The organism is Pseudonocardia kongjuensis, assembly GCF_039526905.1.
GTDB classification, from domain to species: Bacteria; Actinomycetota; Actinomycetes; order Mycobacteriales; family Pseudonocardiaceae; genus Pseudonocardia; species Pseudonocardia kongjuensis.
Genome location: NZ_BAAAJK010000001.1, coordinates 461,993 through 477,436, shown reverse-complemented (window position 1 = coordinate 477,436; position 15,444 = coordinate 461,993). Strand labels below are relative to the sequence as shown.

Here is a 15,444-nt window from a genome sequence, read left to right as displayed (position 1 = left end):
GTACTTAACTACCTCGTTAGAGTGCAGATCACGGGCACGCTCCGCCCGGTCCGGCACCTCCGCCCACCACCCCCAGGAGAGGGACGCATCGTGACCGTCATCCCGGAACCGCATCCCGTCCTCGACCAGGTCACCCGGCGGGTCGTCGCCCGCTCGGCGACCACCCGCGCCGCCTACCTCGAGCGCATCCGTGCGGCCCGGCGGGCCGCCCCGGCCGGTCCCGGCCGGGAGAGCCTCGGCTGCGCGAACCTCGCGCACGGCGCCGCCGCCTGCGGCCCCGACAAGCTGACCCTCACCGCCACCCCGGCCCGCAACCTGGCGATCGTCACCGCCTACAACGACATGCTGTCCGCGCACCAGCCGTTCGAGGGCTATCCGGAGCTGATCCGCTCGGCCGTCCGCGAGACCGGCGGGGTCGCCCAGGTCGCCGGCGGCGTGCCCGCCATGTGCGACGGCATCACCCAGGGCCGCGCCGGGATGGAGCTGTCGCTGTTCTCCCGCGACGTCATCGCGATGTCCACCGCGGTCGCCCTGAGCCACGACATGTTCGACGCCGCGGTGCTGCTCGGCGTCTGCGACAAGATCGTCCCCGGGCTGGTGATGGGCGCGCTGTCGTTCGGCCACCTGCCGGTGCTGCTGGCCCCGGCCGGCCCGATGCCGTCCGGCCTGCCGAACAAGGAGAAGGCCAGGATCCGGCAGGCGTTCGCGGCCGGCGAGGTCGGCCGCGACGAGCTGCTGGAGGCCGAGTCGCAGAGCTACCACGGGCCGGGGACCTGCACGTTCTTCGGCACCGCGAACTCCAACCAGCTGCTCATGGAGGTCATGGGCCTGCACCTGCCGGGCTCCTCGTTCGTCAATCCCGGCACCCCGCTGCGGGCGGCGCTGACCGCCGAGACCGCGCGCCGCGCGCTCGCCGCCGCCGACGACCCGGACCGGGCGATGGGCGAGATCGTCGACGAGCGGGCGGTGCTCAACGGGATCGTCGCGCTGCTCGCCACCGGCGGCTCGACCAACCACACCATGCACCTGGTCGCGATGGCCGCGGCGGCGGGCGTCCGGATCACCTGGGACGACTTCTCCGACCTGTCCGCGGTCGTCCCGCTGCTCGCCCGGATCTACCCCAACGGGCACGCCGACGTGAACCACTTCCAGGCCGCGGGCGGGATGTCGCTGCTGGTCCGGGAGCTGCTCGGGGCCGGCCTGCTGCACGACGACGTGCGCACCGTCGACGGGCCCGGCCTGCACCGCTACACCCGCGAGCCGTTCCTCGACGACGGGCGGCCGGTGTGGCGGGAGGGCCCGGCCGAGAGCCTGGACAAGTCCGTGCTGCGCGGCGTCGGCGACCCGTTCTCGCCGGACGGCGGACTGCGCGTGCTGCACGGCAACCTCGGCCGCTCGGTGGTCAAGACCTCCGCCGTCGAGCCGGACCACCGGTTCGTCGAGGCACCCGCCGTCGTCTTCGACGACCAGGACGACCTGCTCGCCGCCTACCGGGCCGGCGAGCTGGACGGGCGGGACTTCGTCGCCGTCGTCCGGCACCAGGGCCCGCGCGCCAACGGGATGCCCGAGCTGCACAAGCTCACCCCCGCGCTCGGCGTGCTGCAGGACCGCGGGCAGCGGGTCGCCGTCGTCACCGACGGCCGGATGTCCGGCGCGTCCGGCAAGGTCCCGGCCGCCCTGCACGTCACCCCGGAGGCGGCCCGCGGCGGCCCGCTGCAGAAGGTCCGCGACGGGGACCCGATCCGGTTGGACACGCTCAACGGCACACTGTCCCTGCTCGTCGACGCCGACGAGTTCGACGCCCGCGAGCCGGCCCGCCCGGCCGCCCCGTCCGGGCCGGCCTTCGGCACCGGCCGGGAGCTGTTCGGCGTGTTCCGCGCCGCCGTCGGACCGGCCGACGAGGGCGCGGTCGTCGCCGCCCCGGGATCCTGAGAGGAACCATGAGCGAGAAGCTGCTGGAACTGGCCCCCGTCGTGCCGGTCGTCGTGCTCGACGACGCCGGTGCCGCCGTCCCGCTGGCCCGCGCGCTGGTCGACGGCGGGCTGCCGGTGATCGAGGTGACCCTGCGCACCCCGGCCGCCGCCGAGGCGGTCCGCCGGATCGCCGCCGAGGTGCCCGATGCCGTCGTCGGCACCGGCACCGTCCGCACGCCCGCCGACGTGCGGCTCTCGGTCGACGCCGGGGCGCGGTTCCTGGTCAGCCCGGGCGCCACCCCGCGGCTGCTGGACGCGATGGAGGACTCCGGGCTCGATCTGCTGCCGGGCACCTCGACGATCTCGGAGATGCTGGCCGTCGCCGAGCGCGGGCTCACCGCGATGAAGTTCTTCCCGGCCGAGGCCGCCGGCGGCCGCCCGTTCCTCTCCGCGGTCGCCGGACCGCTGCCGGACCTGCGGTTCTGCCCGACCGGCGGGATCACCGCCGACAGCGCGCCCGGCTACCTGGCGCTGCCGAACGTGGCCTGCGTCGGCGGCTCCTGGCTCACCCCGCCCGACCTGGTCGCGGCCGGGGACTGGGACCGGATCCGGTCCCTCGCGGCCGCCGCGGCGGCGCTGGGATAGGGTCCTGCCCGGTGTGCCGGGAAGTCTGGTCGGCGATGGACGACGCATGCCCGCCGACCCCCGGAGCCCCGTGAAGACCTCGAACCCGCTCGCCCGCACCGCCGACGCCCTCCGGGGCGAGTCCGTCGGCGGGTTCCTGCTGGTCGGCGCCGCCGTGCTGGCGCTGGTGCTGGCGAACTCGCCGTGGCGCGACGCCTACTTCGGGCTCGCCGGGACCACCGTCGGCCCGGCCGCGCTGCACCTGGACCTCACGGTCGCCGCCTGGGCCGCCGACGGGCTGCTCGCGATCTTCTTCTTCGTCGTCGGGCTGGAGCTCAAGCGCGAGTTCCTGGCCGGCGACCTGCGCGACCCGGCGAAGGCGCTGCTGCCGGTCGCCGCCGCCGTCGGCGGGATGGTCGCCCCCGCGCTGATCTACGTCGCGATCAACCTGGCGAACCCGGACGCGCTGGTCGGCTGGGCGATCCCGACCGCGACCGACATCGCGTTCGCACTCGCCGTGCTCGCGGTGATCGGCAGCAGCCTGCCGTCCGCGCTGCGGATGTTCCTGCTGACCCTGGCCGTCGTCGACGACCTGCTGGCCATCACCATCATCGCGATCTTCTACACCGACGACCTGTCCTTCCCGCCGCTGCTGCTGGCACTGGTCCCGCTCGCGCTGTTCGCGCTGGCCGTGCAGCGCGGCGTCCGGGCCTGGTGGCTGCTGCTCCCGCTCGCCGCGCTGACCTGGGTGCTGGTCCACGAGTCCGGCGTGCACGCCACCGTCGCCGGGGTGCTGCTCGGCTTCACCGTGCCGGTGCTGGCCCGGGGCGGCGAACGGCCCGGCCCCGGGCAGCGCTCGCCCGCCGAACGGATCGAGCACACCGTCCGCCCGATCTCGGCCGGGATCGCGGTGCCGGTGTTCGCCTTCTTCGCGGCCGGCGTGTCGATCGTCGACGGCGACGGGATCGGTGCCGCGCTCGCCGACCCGGTCACCCAGGGCATCGTCGCCGGGCTGGTGCTCGGCAAGACGGTCGGCGTGCTCGGCTCGACCTGGCTGGTGCAGCGGTTCACCAGGGCCCGGCTCTCCGACGACCTGGGCTGGTGGGACCTGCTCGGGCTGGCCCAGCTCGCCGGGATCGGGTTCACCGTGTCGCTGCTGGTCGGCGAGCTGGCGTTCGGCACCGGCACCCCGGAGGACGACCACGTCAAGATCGGCGTGCTGACCGGGTCGCTGACCGCGGTGCTGCTGGCGACGGTGGTGCTGCGGATCCGCAACGCCCACCACCGGCGGCTCGCCGAGGGGCGCGACGGGCCGTGAGCCGGCCGGCCGGTCAGCCGGGCGCCGCGGTCTCGCCCCAGATGTCCTCCAGGTAGCGGCCCTCCGCCCGCAGCCCGGCCAGCCACCGCTCGCCGCCTGCGGCGTCGGCGCCGGTCCGGTCGCGGTACACCTCGATCAGCGCGGCCCGCACGGCCGGCGCCATCGTGGCCGCGTTCCCGCAGACGTACACCACGGCGCCCGCCCCGAGCAGCGACCAGACCAGCTCCGCCTCGGCGGCGACGACGTGCTGGACGTAGCGGGGACGCCCGGGCACCCGCGAGCAGGCGGGCAGCAGCCGCAGCGTCCCGCCGGCCACGTGCCGGCGCAGCTCCTCGGCGTAGAGCAGGTCGTCCTGCGGGTCCCGGCAGCCGACCACGAGCAGCGACTCGGGCACCGGCACCCCCTGCGCCTGCAGCCCGGCCCGCTCCTGCCAGAACCCGCGGAACGGGGCGATCCCGGTCCCGGCCCCGATCATGATCATCGGCAGGTGCGGGTTCTCCGGCGGCCGGAACGCGATGCCCGGCTCGCGGACCAGCACGAACACCGTCCCGCCGACCGGGGCGTCGCGCAGGTGCGTGGAGCAGACCCCGCGGTGGACGCCGTCGCCGGACCGGGCCGGGCCCTCCAGCACCCCGACCGTGATCGACGGGTCCCGGCCGGTGCCCGGTGCCGACGAGATCGAGTAGTAGCGCGGGCGCAGCGGCGGCAGCGCGTCCAGGAACTCGGCGAACGGCAGCGTCGACGCCGGGTGCTCCTCGGCCAGATCGAGCAGGGTCCGCCGGGGGAGCGCGATCCGCTCCCGGTAGCGGTCGCGGGACTCCTCGTCGGTGCCGGTGAGCGCGTCCAGCGCGGCCCGCCCGGCGCCGTCGGGCAGGTGCGCGGCGAGCGCGGAGATCCCGGCCCGGCCGGCCGGGTCCTGCAGCTCCACGCAGCCGGTCAGGACGGCCAGCAGCGGGTACGGCTCGCCGGTCGGGAGGTGCGTCGGCGCCGGGCCGGACGTGCCGACGGTGACGTAGGTGGCCGCGTCCAGCCCGAACCGGCGCAGCACCCGTTCGACGACGGTCCGGTCGTTGCGGGGCAGCACGCCCAGGTGGTCACCGGTGCGGTAGCCGGTGCCGGCCGGCAGCGCGATCTCCAGGTGCCGCACCGAGCGCGGCCCGCGGCCCGAGGTCAGCTCCCGGTTGACCCGGACCACCGCGGGCACGCTGCGGTAGGAGCGCACCACCGGTGCGTCCGCCCGGCGGTTCTCGTAGCTGAGCTCGAGCCGTGGCCCGCCGGTCGCGGCCACCGCCCGCCCGCCGAGATCGAGCGCGGCCCCCAGCGCGTCCCACAGCCCGCCGCACCACTGCGCGTACCGGCCGTCGAAGTCACCGCGGGCGTCGCCCTCCCCGCGCGGGTACACCCGGGTACCGCCGAGCGCGGCCAGCCGGGCGTCGATCGCGGTGGGCACCGCCTGGTAGGTCGAGGCCCAGTCCCGGTTCCCGCAGCCGAACACGGTGAAGCGGACCCCCGCGGCGGCGTCGCCCGGGGTGCCCGGATCCTGCAGCCAGCCGCAGAACGCGGCCGCGTTGTCCGGCGGCAGGCCGTTGTAGGACGCGGACACGACGACGACCGCGCCGCCGGTGGGCAGCGCGCCGGTCGCGGAGTCCAGCGGCGCGGTGCGCACGGCGTAGCCGCGGTCCGCGGCGTCCCGGGCGATCCGGGCCGCGACGTCCTCCGCGGTGCCGAGGTTCGACCCGAACAGGACCAGCAGCGGGGTCCCGTGCCGGTCCGCCGCCGGCCCGGCCGCGGGCGCCGGGGCCGGTGGTTGCGGCACCGCCGCCACCGCGCCCGGCGTGCGGCCGGTGCGCGGCCGGACGGTCACCGTCAGGCCGGCCGGCTTGAGGGTCAGCGACTCCGTGATCCGCAGCCGGTAGTCGGCGTGGTCGACCAGCTCGAAGCGCTGCAGCAGCATCGCCAGGACGAGCACCGCCTCCTGCATCGCGAACTGCCGGCCGATGCAGGCCCGCTGCCCGGAGCCGAACGGCTTGAACGCGTTCGGCGGCAGGGCGTCGCGGCGCTCGGGCGCGAAGTGGTCCGGATCGAACCCCTCGGCGCCGGCGCCCCAGACCTCGGGCAGCCGGTGCAGCATCGGGGTGAGCGCGATGATCGCGGTGTCCCGGGGCATCGGGTGGCCGCCCACGGTGTCGTCGGCGTAGGGCCTGCGGGTGAAGACGGGCGCGGTCGGCCAGAGCCGCAGCGTCTCCTCCAGGATCTGGGTGACGTAGCCGAGCCGCCCGAGCATCTCCGCGGTCGGCGGCACCTGCGGATCGGTGCCCAGCACCCGGTCGATCTCGTCCCGGGCCCTGGCCACCACCGCCGGGTCCTTGATCAGGTAGGCGATCGCGAAGGAGAGCAGGCCGCTGGTCGTCTCGTGCCCGGCGATCAGGAAGGTGATGCACTGGGACACGATGTTGTGGTCCGGCAGCGGCCTGCCCTCGCGGTCGGTGCCCGACAGCATCCGGCCCAGCAGGTCCTGCCCGGGATCGGACCGGCGCCGGCGCTCGGCGACCAGCGTCCCGACCGTCGAGGTCATCAGTGTCAGGTCGCGGGCGAACCGGCGCTCGGCGCCGCGGCGCAGCCGGACGACCGCGGGTGGCAGCCGGGACCGGGTCTGGCTCTCCGACAGCGCCCCGAGCATGGCGTCGACGAACGGATGGTTGTTCTCCCGGTAGAACGAGTTGAAGCGGTAGCCGAACCCGCACAGCGCGATCGTGTCCAGGGTCAGCCGGGTGGTGTCCGCGGTGACGTCCACCGGCTCGCCCGGGTTCGTCCGCTCCCACTTGAGCATCAGCTGCTGCGCGATGTCGGTCATCTCCGGCAGGTAGCCGCGCATCGAGCGGGTGCTGAACGAGGGCAGCAGGATGTCGTGCGCGCTCCGCCAGAGCGGATCGTCGGACTCCGCGGTGAACAGGCCCGCGCTGGTGAACCGGCTGCGCAGCTGCCGCTGGCCCGGGCCGACCTGCTTGGTGAACCGCTCGTCGTCGCAGATGTCGTCGATCATCGGCAGGCCGGACACGACGTAGCGCTCGCCGCCCGGGGTGCTCAGCCGGAAGATCGGGCCGTAGCGGCGGGTGAGCTCCATCAGGGCCTGGACGGTCCGTCCGGACGGCACGTCGAGGGCGTTCCCGATCAGCGGCAGCGGCCGCGGTCCGGGCACCCCGCCGACGGCGGCGGGACGGGTGGGTGCGGCCATGGCGGGCTCCTCGGCTGGACGCCGCTCAGGTGGCGGCGGATGCGGTCACCGGTGTGCTGGGGGCCCGGCGGGCGTGCGCGAGCAGGCTCACGCCGACCAGGACCACCCAGGCCGGGAAGACGAGTGCGGCTGCGGGCCGGGTGCTGGCGGTCAGCAGCAGGAACGCGGCGAGCAGGTAGCCGAGCACACCGACGACGCGCGGGAGCACCCCGGCGGTGCGCAGCAGCGTGGTGGTCGTCAGCGCGTACATACCGGCGCCGCGGACCGCGAACACGAACACGAACCCGTACCCGACGGCGGTCAGCGCCCGCGTCACGTCGGGGGCGAGCGGTGCCGCGTCGCCCAGGTAGGACGCCGTGGCCGGGGCCCCGGCCGCCGCGGCGCCGGCGAACAGCATCGCCACGAACAGCACCCCGGCGAGCAGGTTCAGCCCGTGCGCCATCGTCGACGGCGGCGGGCTGAGGGTGTCGAGCAGTGCCCGCATCGCGGTCATGTGCCACAGGAACGCCACCCCGGCCAGCGGCACCAGGTAGAGCCCGACGGCGACCAGGATCCCGTCCCCGCCGTTCGCCTGGAACGCGGCGTAGCGGGCGTCCGGGTCGGCCAGGCCCGGGGCCCGGTGCATCAGCACCAGGGCGGCCACGAACAGTGCCGCGAACAGCAGGCCGGTGGCCGCGGCCAGGCGGGCGGGGCCCCGGCTCACGGCCGGCCCGCCGCGACGACCCGGTGCATCGGGGCAGCGTCCCGCCGTCCCGGACGCCCGCGCACCGGCCGGACCTTCCAGCCGACCTTCCAGTCCGGGTCAGCCGCCCGCGCGCGCGGTGACGGCGCGCAGCTGGCGGCGGCCGGTGACGCCGAGCTTCGCGTACACGTTGCTGAGGTGGTAGGCGACCGTCCGCGGGGTCACGAACAGCTGCTCGGCCACCTCCCGGTTGGTCAGGCCGCGCACCACCAGCCCGACGACGGCCCGCTCGTGCGGGGTGAGGCCGAGCACCCCGGACGGCCCGGCCGGTCCCGGCGGGGTGAGTCCGGCGTCGTGCAGCACGGTGTCGCAGCGGACCCGGTCCGGCACGGCGCCGAGCCCGGCGAACCGCTCCCGGGCGGCCCGCAGCAGATCGACACCCGCCCGCCGGGCACCCGTGCCGAGCAGCCGTCGTCCGGCCTCGTACTCCAGCCGGCCGCGGGCCAGCGGCGCCCGGGCCGGCCGGCCGGGCAGCGGCGGTACCGGCCGGTCCGGCGCGGCGAGCAGCAGGCGCAGCCGGACGGCGTCGAGGGTGTACCGGGTCGGTGCGCGCCCGGCGAGCCGGGCGTCCAGCACCTCCAGCTCGGCCGCCGCCGCGTCCCGCAGACCGGTCGCCAGCAGCGCCTCGACGCGCAGCACCCGCGGCGCGAGGAGCCCCAGCCCGTCGGCGCGGGCGGCGAGCTCGGGCCGGGTCAGCGGATCGAGCGCGGCCAGCACCGCGCCCGGGTCGCCGTCCGCGGCGGCCACCGCGGCCGCGCCGACACCGGTCCCGAGATCGGCGCCCCACCAGCGCGGACCGGTGTCGGCGGCCAGGTGTGCGCGGGCCGGGACCAGCCGGCCGCGGGCGGCGAGCGCCTCCGCCGCGAACGCGTGCGCCAGCGTCCCGGCCAGCCGGTTCCCGCCGTCCCGGGCGGCGGCCACCGCCAGCTCGAGGCCCTCCACCGCGCCCGGCTCGCCGAGCCGGTCGTGCGCGGCCGCCCGGAAGGCCAGGGCCAGCGCGAGCCCGCGGACCGGCTCGCCGGCGCGGGCCCGCTCCACGGCGGCGTCGAGCCGGAGCGCGGCGTCCTCGTCGTCCGCGGCGAGCACCCCGCGGGCGACCAGCGCGTCGACCGGTGCCCGCGGGCCGGCGCCGAGCCCGTCGAGCAGCGCACCGGCCGCGTCCCGGCGGCCACCGGCGGCCAGCCCGAGCACCACGGCGAACCCGGCCATCCGGCGTCCGGCCGGGCCCGGTGCCGCGGACAGCGCGGCGCCGCCGCGCCGGACCGCGCGCTCCGGGGCACCCTCGATCACGTCGAGCAGGGCGAGCGCCCCGCACCCGGGGAGCCCGTCGAGCAGCTCCCGGGCCCGGCCGAACCGGCCGGTCAGCAGGGCGATCTCGCCGAGCAGCCGATCCCGCCCCGGACCCGGGGCGCACCGGGCGATCACCGGCTCGGCGGCCGCGGCCCTGGCGATCTCGCCGTGGTCGAGCAGCATCCGGGCGGCGGCCAGCGTCCGGCGTTCCCGGGTGTCCGGGTGCACCGCCAGGTCGGCCGCCGCGCGCAGCAGATCGGCCGCCCGGGCACCCGGCGTCCCGCGGTCGGCGGCCAGCGCCGCCAGCTCGTCGCCCAGCTCCGGATCGGGGCCCGCGGCGGCGGCGACCCGGTGCAGGACGGCGTCCCGGCCGGGCAGCAGCCGGGCCGCGGCCGCGTGCAGCTCCCGCCTGCGCACCGCCGAGAGGCCACCCAGCACCGCCGCCCGCACCAGCGGATGGGCGAACACGATCCGGGCCGGCGCGGTCCCGGCCCGCTCCCGGAGCAGCCCGAGGCGGACAGCGCCGTCCAGCGCCGGGGCCGGGTCACCGATCCCGGCGACCGCCGCGGCGAGGCCGAGCGGGCAGCCGGCGCCGAGCACCGACGCCGCCGTCACGAGCGCGTCGGTGTCCGGCCCGGCGCGGGCCAGCCGGGCCTGCACCAGCGCGGCGAACGGGCGCGGCGCCGGCAGCACGCCGGAGGTGCCGGCCAGCACCTCCGGCGGGAGCTCCTCCAGCAGCGTGCGGGTGTACAGCGGGTTCCCGCCGGTGTGCGCCCGCAGCCGCTCGGCGGCGCCGGTCGACCCGAGCGGGCGGCCCAGCGCGGCGGCCAGGTCGGAGACCTCGGCCGGGCTCAGCCCGTCCAGGTGCAACCGCCGGACGTCCCGGCCGGGGCCGAGCAGCCGCTCCCAGCGCGGATCGGGCGGGTCCGGGGCGTCCGCCGGATCCGGCCCGGCCGGGCGCGAGCCGGCGAGCACGAGCACCCGGTCGTGGCGCAGCCGGCGCAGCACGAACAGCAGCGCACCGACCGACTGCCGGTCGGCCCACTGCAGGTCGTCGAGCAGCAGCAGCACCGGATCCGCGGCGGGCAGCGTGCCGAGCGCGGCGAGCAGCTCGGCGCCGACGGCCAGCGGATCCGCCCGCCGCCCGGCGGGCGTCCCCAGCAGCGACGACGTCCGGCCGGGCAGCTGTGTGGCGAGCTGGTCGAGATAGCCGTAGGCGAGCGCGGTCTCGTCCTCGTCGCCGTCCGCGGCGAGCACCACCGTGCCGGACGTGCGGGCCGCGCAGCGGGCGATCAGCGCGCTCTTGCCGGCGCCCGCCGGGCCGTCCACCCACACCAGCGCGGGCCGCCCGGCGCAGGCCGCGGCCCAGGCGTCGTCGACGGCGGCGAGCTCGGCGACCCGCCCGACGAACGGTTCCGTGGTCGGTCGCACGGTGGTCATCCGACGACGACAGCGCGGGACCGGCCGCGGCGTCCATACCCAGTTTCGACGGTTCGGCGGAGCCCGTCCGGGTCAGCGGTGGTCGGCGCGGGCGGCGGCGTGCCGGACCGCGGCGGGGGACAGGCCGCGCCGGCCTGCGTCCCAGTCGCCGGTGTCGGGCGACTGGCACGGCAGCGCGTGCACGAAGGTGCGCACCGGGGCGCCGTCCGGCGCGACGCCGCCGAGGGTGTTCATCCGCAGCGGCTCCGCGGTGCGGTCGATCGGGTTCCAGCACCGCTCGCAGAGCAGGTCGCCGGTCATGCCGCGCGGTCCTGCCGCTCGTGCGCCCAGTGGCTGCCCGCCGCCGCACAGGGCGCGGTGTGCACCACCGCGTCCCGCCAGGTGACGTTGCCCGCCGCGTCGGCGTGGTCGATGTGCGAGAGCCGGTAGTGGCCCTCGGTGTCGGGATCGATCGGTGCGTAGCACCGTTCGCAGAGGAGGATCATCGTTCACGGCTCCCGGGGAGCTGTCGGAGTCGGATCCACCATTGTTGCTCAGGGCACCCTTACCTCACACCTGAATGTGGTCCGCGCCGCTCTGTGTCCTGGGGCACCTGAGCTGGGATTTCACGGCGGTTCGCGGACGCGCCGGGTCGCGTCGCGGTCGCTGTCGGTGCGCTCTCCTACACTCGGCGCGCCCCCTCGACGATCACCCGGGCAGGACCGGACCGGGACAGGACGGAGCCGCCATGCGCCTGGTGCACGCCGCCGACCTGCACCTGGACAGCCCGCTGCGCGGCCTGGCCCGGCTCGGCGACTCCGAGCTGGCCGGCACCCTGCGCGCGGCGACCCGGCGGGCCTGCGAGAACCTGGTCGACGCCGTCGTCGACCTGCGGGCGGACGCGTTGCTGCTGGCCGGCGACGTCTACGACGGCGACTGGAAGGACTACGCCACCGGCGCCTTCTTCGTCCGGCAGCTGTCCCGGCTGCACGACGAGGGCGTCCCGGTGTTCCTGATCAACGGCAACCACGACGCGGAGTCCGAGATCACCCGGTCGCTGCGGCTGCCGCCGAACACCCACCGGCTGTCCGTCGAGCACCCGGAGACGGTGGTGCTCGACGATCTCGGCCTGGCCGTGCACGGCCAGGGCTTCGCCCGCCGGGCCGTCCTGGAGAACCTGGTGCCCGCCTACCCGGACCGGATCCCCGGCCTGGTCAACGCCGGGATGCTGCACACCTCGGTGCAGGGCGACGACCGGCACGACACCTACGCCCCGTGCCGCCCGGAGGACCTGTCCGGCTGCGGCTACGAGTACTTCGCGCTCGGGCACGTGCACGAGCGGCGCACCGTCTGCGACGGGCCGCACAAGGCCGCGTTCTCCGGGAACCTGCAGGGCCGCCACCCCCAGGAGCGCGGCCCGAAGGGGGCGCTGCTGGTGGAGGTCGAGCCGGGCGGCGCGGCGTCGATCGAGCCGCTGGTGCTGGACGTGGCGCGCTGGGAGCTGGTCGAGGTGGACATCACCGGCCTGGCCGGCGCCGACGAGGTGTTCGACGCGGCCGCGGCGGCGCTGCGCGAGCGGTGCGTCCAGGCGGCACCGCGGGCCGTCGTCGCCCAGGTGACGCTGCACGGCGCCGGGCCGGCCGCGGCCGGGCTGACCGAGACCGAGCGGGTGCGCACCGAGCTGGACCTGGCCGCCGGGCAGGCCGGTGCGGTGCTGGAGAAGATCCGGAACCGGACCCGCCCGCCGGCCGATGCGCTCGCCGTCGACCCGGAGCTGACCGCCGCGGTGTCCGCGGCCGCCGCCGGGCTGGCCGGGGACCCGGACCGGATCCGGGAGCTGGCCGCCCCGCTGGACCGCGAGGTGGGCCGCCGGCTGCGCGAGGCCGGCCTGCTGGACCTGCGCGACGACGCGCGGCTGGCCGCGCTCGCCCACCAGGCCGAGCAGCAGCTGCTGGCCCGGATGGCCGGGACGGAGGGCGACCGGTGAACCTGCGGACCCTGGTCCTGGAGCGCTACGGCGCCTACGAGGGCCGCGAGCTGGCGCTCGGCCGCGGCCTGACCGTCGTGTCCGGCCCGAACGAGGCCGGCAAGACGACCCTGCTCGACGCGCTGTCCGATCTGCTGTGGGGGATGCCCCGCCCGGTCCGGCACGCCTACGCGTTCAGCCCGGCCCGGCTGGCGGTGTCCGCGCTGGTCGACGGCCCGGACGGTGAGCAGCTGCTGCGCCGCACCACCCGCGGCCTGCACCGGGTGCCCGGCGATCCGGACGGTCCCGCGGAGATCGCGGTGGACGCGCCGTGGGGCCCCGGGGGCGCCGAGGCCCGCCGGCGCTGGCGGGAGGGCTTCGGGCTGGGCCACGAGCAGCTGCGCGAGGGCGGCCGCAAGCTGTGCGCCGGCGGCGGGGACCTCGCCGAGCTGGTGTTCACCGCCCGCAGCGGCCGCGATGCGCGCGCGCTGATCGCCGCACTGGACGCCGAGGCCGACGCGCTGTTCAAGGAGCACCGCGGGAACCGCTCGGTGGCCGTGCGGGCCGCGTTCGCCCGGTTCACCGAGACCGAGCAGCTGGCCGGCGAGCGCACCTCGCGGGCCGGTGAGGTCAGCGCCGTCGCCGACGAGATCGCCCGGCTGGAGCGCCGCGCGGCGGAGCTGGCCCGCGCCCGCCGGTCCGCGGCCGACGGCGCCGACCGGGCGCGGCAGGCGCTGCGGGCCAGGGAACCGGCCCGGGAGCTGGCCGCGCTGCAGGCCGAGCGGGCCGCGCAGTGCGCCACCGGTGCCGCGCTCGGCGCGGAGGCGCTCGCCGAGTACACCCGGGCCACCGCGGACCGGGCCGCCGCCGAGCAGGAGCGGGACACCCACCGCGCGCGGGCCGACGAGCTGCGGGCCGCCCGGGCCGAGCTGGACCTCGACGAGGACCTGCTGGCCGACGCCAGCCGGGTGCGCGAGCTGGAGTCCGCCGCCCAGGCCCGCCGGGCCGACGCCGAGCGGGCGGCCCGGCTGCGCGCCGACGCGGCCGAGGCGCACCGGCGGGCCGAGTCCGCGCTGGCCGGGCTGGTCGCCGACGACGGCCGCAGCGCCGGGGAGCGGCTCGCCGCGGTGCACCTGCCCGCCGACCGGGCCCGCGATCTCGACGAGATCGCCCGCAGGCTGCACGACGCGCAGATCGAGGAGGACCGCGCGGAGCGGGTGTACGCCGAGGCGCTGGCCGAGGTGCGCGAGGCCGCCGACGTGCCCGGCGGGCTCGATCCGGACCGGGTCGGCCGGGTCGCCGAGGTGCGCCGGGCGATCGAGGCCGACGGCTCGGCGGCGGCGCTGTGCCGGGCCGCGGTGGTCGAGCGGGACGCCGCCCGCGCCCGCCGGGCCGAGGCGCTCGCCGCGGCCGGCTACCGCGGGCCGGGCGCGGACAGGCATGGACAGGCTCTGCCGGACAGCACTGCGCCGGACAGCACTGCGCCGGACAGCACTGCGCCGGACAGCACTGCGCCGGACAGCACTGCGCCGGGTGGCGCCGTGCCGGTGCTCGCCCCACCGGTGCGCGAGGTCCGGTCGGCCCGCACCGCGCTGCGCACCGCCGAGCAGGAGCTGCGGGCCGCCGAGCGCGCGGCCGCCGACGCCGCGGAGCGCGAGCACCGGGCCCGCACCGCCCGCGACCCGCGCGCCGGCCGCGGCCGCCCGGTCGGTCCGGTCGCGCTGGCCGCGGCCCGCGCCGAGCGCGACGACGCGGTGGCCCGGCTGCTGGTCGACGACGACCGCGCCGCGTCGGCGGCGGCCGGGCGGGTCGCGGCGGCGGTCGCGGCGGCCGACCGGGTCGCCGACGACATGATCGCCTCCGCGGACCGGGTCGCCGAGCTCGCGCAGAAGGAGTCCGAGCTGGCCGCCGCGGCGGACGCGCTGGCCGAGGCCGGTGCGGCGGTCGGGCGGGCCCGCGGGCAGGCCGACGCCGCCGGATCGGCCTGGACCACGCTGTGGCGGGCGCACGGCGTCGCGGTGCCCGATCCGGACGACGCCGACACCGTGGTCGCCGCCCTCGCCGAGGCGACCCGCGCCCAGGACGAGGTGGCCCGCGCCGACGAGCGGCTGGCCCGGCTGCGGGACCAGGCGCAGGAGCAGGAGCGGGCGCTCGGCACGGCGCTGGCCGCCGCCGGGCGTCCGCGCGACGGGGCCCCGCTGGACGTGCTGCTGGTCGCCGCCGAGGACCTGGCGGTCGAGGCCGGGCACGCCAGGGACCGCCAGGTGCTGCTGGCCCGGCTGCGCAGCGAGGCCGAGCGGGCCGGGGGAGCGGCCGACGCCGCCCGGCACGACCGCGAGCTCGCGGCCCAGCGCTGGCGGTTCGCGCTGCGCGGGGCCGGGCTGCCGACCGACCTGGAACCGTCCGGCTGGGGCACCCGGCGGGACACCGTCGCCGACGCCCAGCAGGCCGGGGCGCTGGCCCGCCAGGACGACCAGGAGGCGACCCGCCTGGAACGGGCGGTGAACAGCCACCGCCGGGCGGTCACCGCGCTCGTCGAACGGCACCTGGACCGGGCGCCGACCGGCACCGCGCCGGCCGACCGGCTCGGCGAGCTGGCCGACCGGGTCCGCGAGGTCACCAAGGCGGCGGTCTCGGCCGGGCACCTCGACGACGGCATCGTCGACGCCGAGGACGCCGCGGCCCGGGCCGCCCGCGACGTCGCCGCGGCGGGGGCGGTGCTGGACCGGCTCGCCGTCGAGCTGGCGCTGACCGAGGCGATGGAGCCCGGCGGGCTGGAGGCGGCGGCCGAGCGCGGCGCCGTGGTGGCCGCGCTGGACGCCCGGATCGCCGAGCAGTCGCGGCTGCTGGCCGCCGCCGCGCCGGATCTCGACGCCGGCGAGCTCGTCGCGTCCGCGGCCGATCCGGGTGCGGAGCCGCCCGCCGGCACCGGTGGGG

General features: G+C 77.7%; 10 protein-coding genes and 1 pseudogene. 5 read left to right on the top strand and 6 right to left on the bottom strand.

Features of this window, described 5'->3' with window-relative positions:
- Nucleotides 1–90 precede the first annotated feature (90 nt).
- From edd to nhaA, 3 genes are read left to right on the top strand one after another with little or no spacing between them, the layout of a single operon-like run.
- Nucleotides 91–1,932 carry a phosphogluconate dehydratase gene (gene edd, locus ABD160_RS02155; protein WP_344017850.1) on the top strand — a complete coding sequence of 614 codons (1,842 nt, stop codon included), beginning with the start codon at nt 91–93 and terminating at the stop codon, nt 1,930–1,932.
- Nucleotides 1,933–1,940: 8 nt separating this feature from the next.
- Nucleotides 1,941–2,558 (top strand): bifunctional 4-hydroxy-2-oxoglutarate aldolase/2-dehydro-3-deoxy-phosphogluconate aldolase, encoded by a 618-nt coding sequence (gene eda, locus ABD160_RS02150; RefSeq protein WP_344017849.1) that lies wholly within the window; start codon nt 1,941–1,943, stop codon nt 2,556–2,558.
- A gap of 46 nt (nt 2,559–2,604) precedes the next feature.
- The gene (nhaA, locus tag ABD160_RS02145) at nt 2,605–3,855 is read left to right on the top strand and encodes a Na+/H+ antiporter NhaA (RefSeq protein ID WP_425563566.1); all 1,251 of its coding nucleotides are present in this window, start codon (nt 2,605–2,607) and stop codon (nt 3,853–3,855) included.
- A gap of 13 nt (nt 3,856–3,868) precedes the next feature.
- On the opposite strand, the gene ABD160_RS02140 is transcribed toward nhaA, so the two are convergent.
- From ABD160_RS02140 to ABD160_RS02120, 5 genes are all read right to left on the bottom strand, one after another.
- Nucleotides 3,869–7,090 (bottom strand): bifunctional cytochrome P450/NADPH--P450 reductase, encoded by a 3,222-nt coding sequence (locus ABD160_RS02140; protein WP_344017846.1) that lies wholly within the window; start codon nt 7,088–7,090, stop codon nt 3,869–3,871.
- Nucleotides 7,091–7,115: 25 nt separating this feature from the next.
- The gene (locus ABD160_RS02135) at nt 7,116–7,793 is read right to left on the bottom strand and encodes a hypothetical protein (protein WP_344017845.1); all 678 of its coding nucleotides are present in this window, start codon (nt 7,791–7,793) and stop codon (nt 7,116–7,118) included.
- A gap of 99 nt (nt 7,794–7,892) precedes the next feature.
- Nucleotides 7,893–10,562, bottom strand: coding sequence for an ATP-binding protein (locus ABD160_RS02130; protein ID WP_344017844.1), 2,670 nt, complete (start codon nt 10,560–10,562; stop codon nt 7,893–7,895).
- Nucleotides 10,563–10,634: 72 nt separating this feature from the next.
- Nucleotides 10,635–10,862 carry a hypothetical protein gene (locus tag ABD160_RS02125; protein WP_344017843.1) on the bottom strand — a complete coding sequence of 76 codons (228 nt, stop codon included), beginning with the start codon at nt 10,860–10,862 and terminating at the stop codon, nt 10,635–10,637.
- A complete protein-coding gene (locus tag ABD160_RS02120; RefSeq protein ID WP_344017841.1) occupies nt 10,859–11,047 on the bottom strand; it encodes a hypothetical protein in 189 nt (62 codons plus the stop codon). Before ABD160_RS02120 ends, ABD160_RS02125 begins: the two co-directional genes overlap by 4 nt.
- A gap of 242 nt (nt 11,048–11,289) precedes the next feature.
- Between ABD160_RS02120 and ABD160_RS02115 the strand changes: the two genes are divergently transcribed.
- Entirely contained in the window at nt 11,290–12,528 is a 1,239-nt protein-coding gene (locus tag ABD160_RS02115; RefSeq protein ID WP_344017840.1) for a metallophosphoesterase family protein, read from the top strand.
- Nucleotides 12,525–13,103: pseudogene (locus tag ABD160_RS33270) on the top strand (AAA family ATPase); the annotation flags it as partial. The gene ABD160_RS02115 and the pseudogene ABD160_RS33270, both read left to right, overlap by 4 nt.
- Nucleotides 13,104–13,921: 818 nt before the next feature.
- Here the strand turns inward: ABD160_RS33270 and ABD160_RS33265 are convergent.
- Nucleotides 13,922–14,359 carry a pentapeptide repeat-containing protein gene (locus ABD160_RS33265; protein ID WP_425563569.1) on the bottom strand — a complete coding sequence of 146 codons (438 nt, stop codon included), beginning with the start codon at nt 14,357–14,359 and terminating at the stop codon, nt 13,922–13,924.
- Between the last annotated feature and the right edge of the window lie 1,085 nt (nt 14,360–15,444).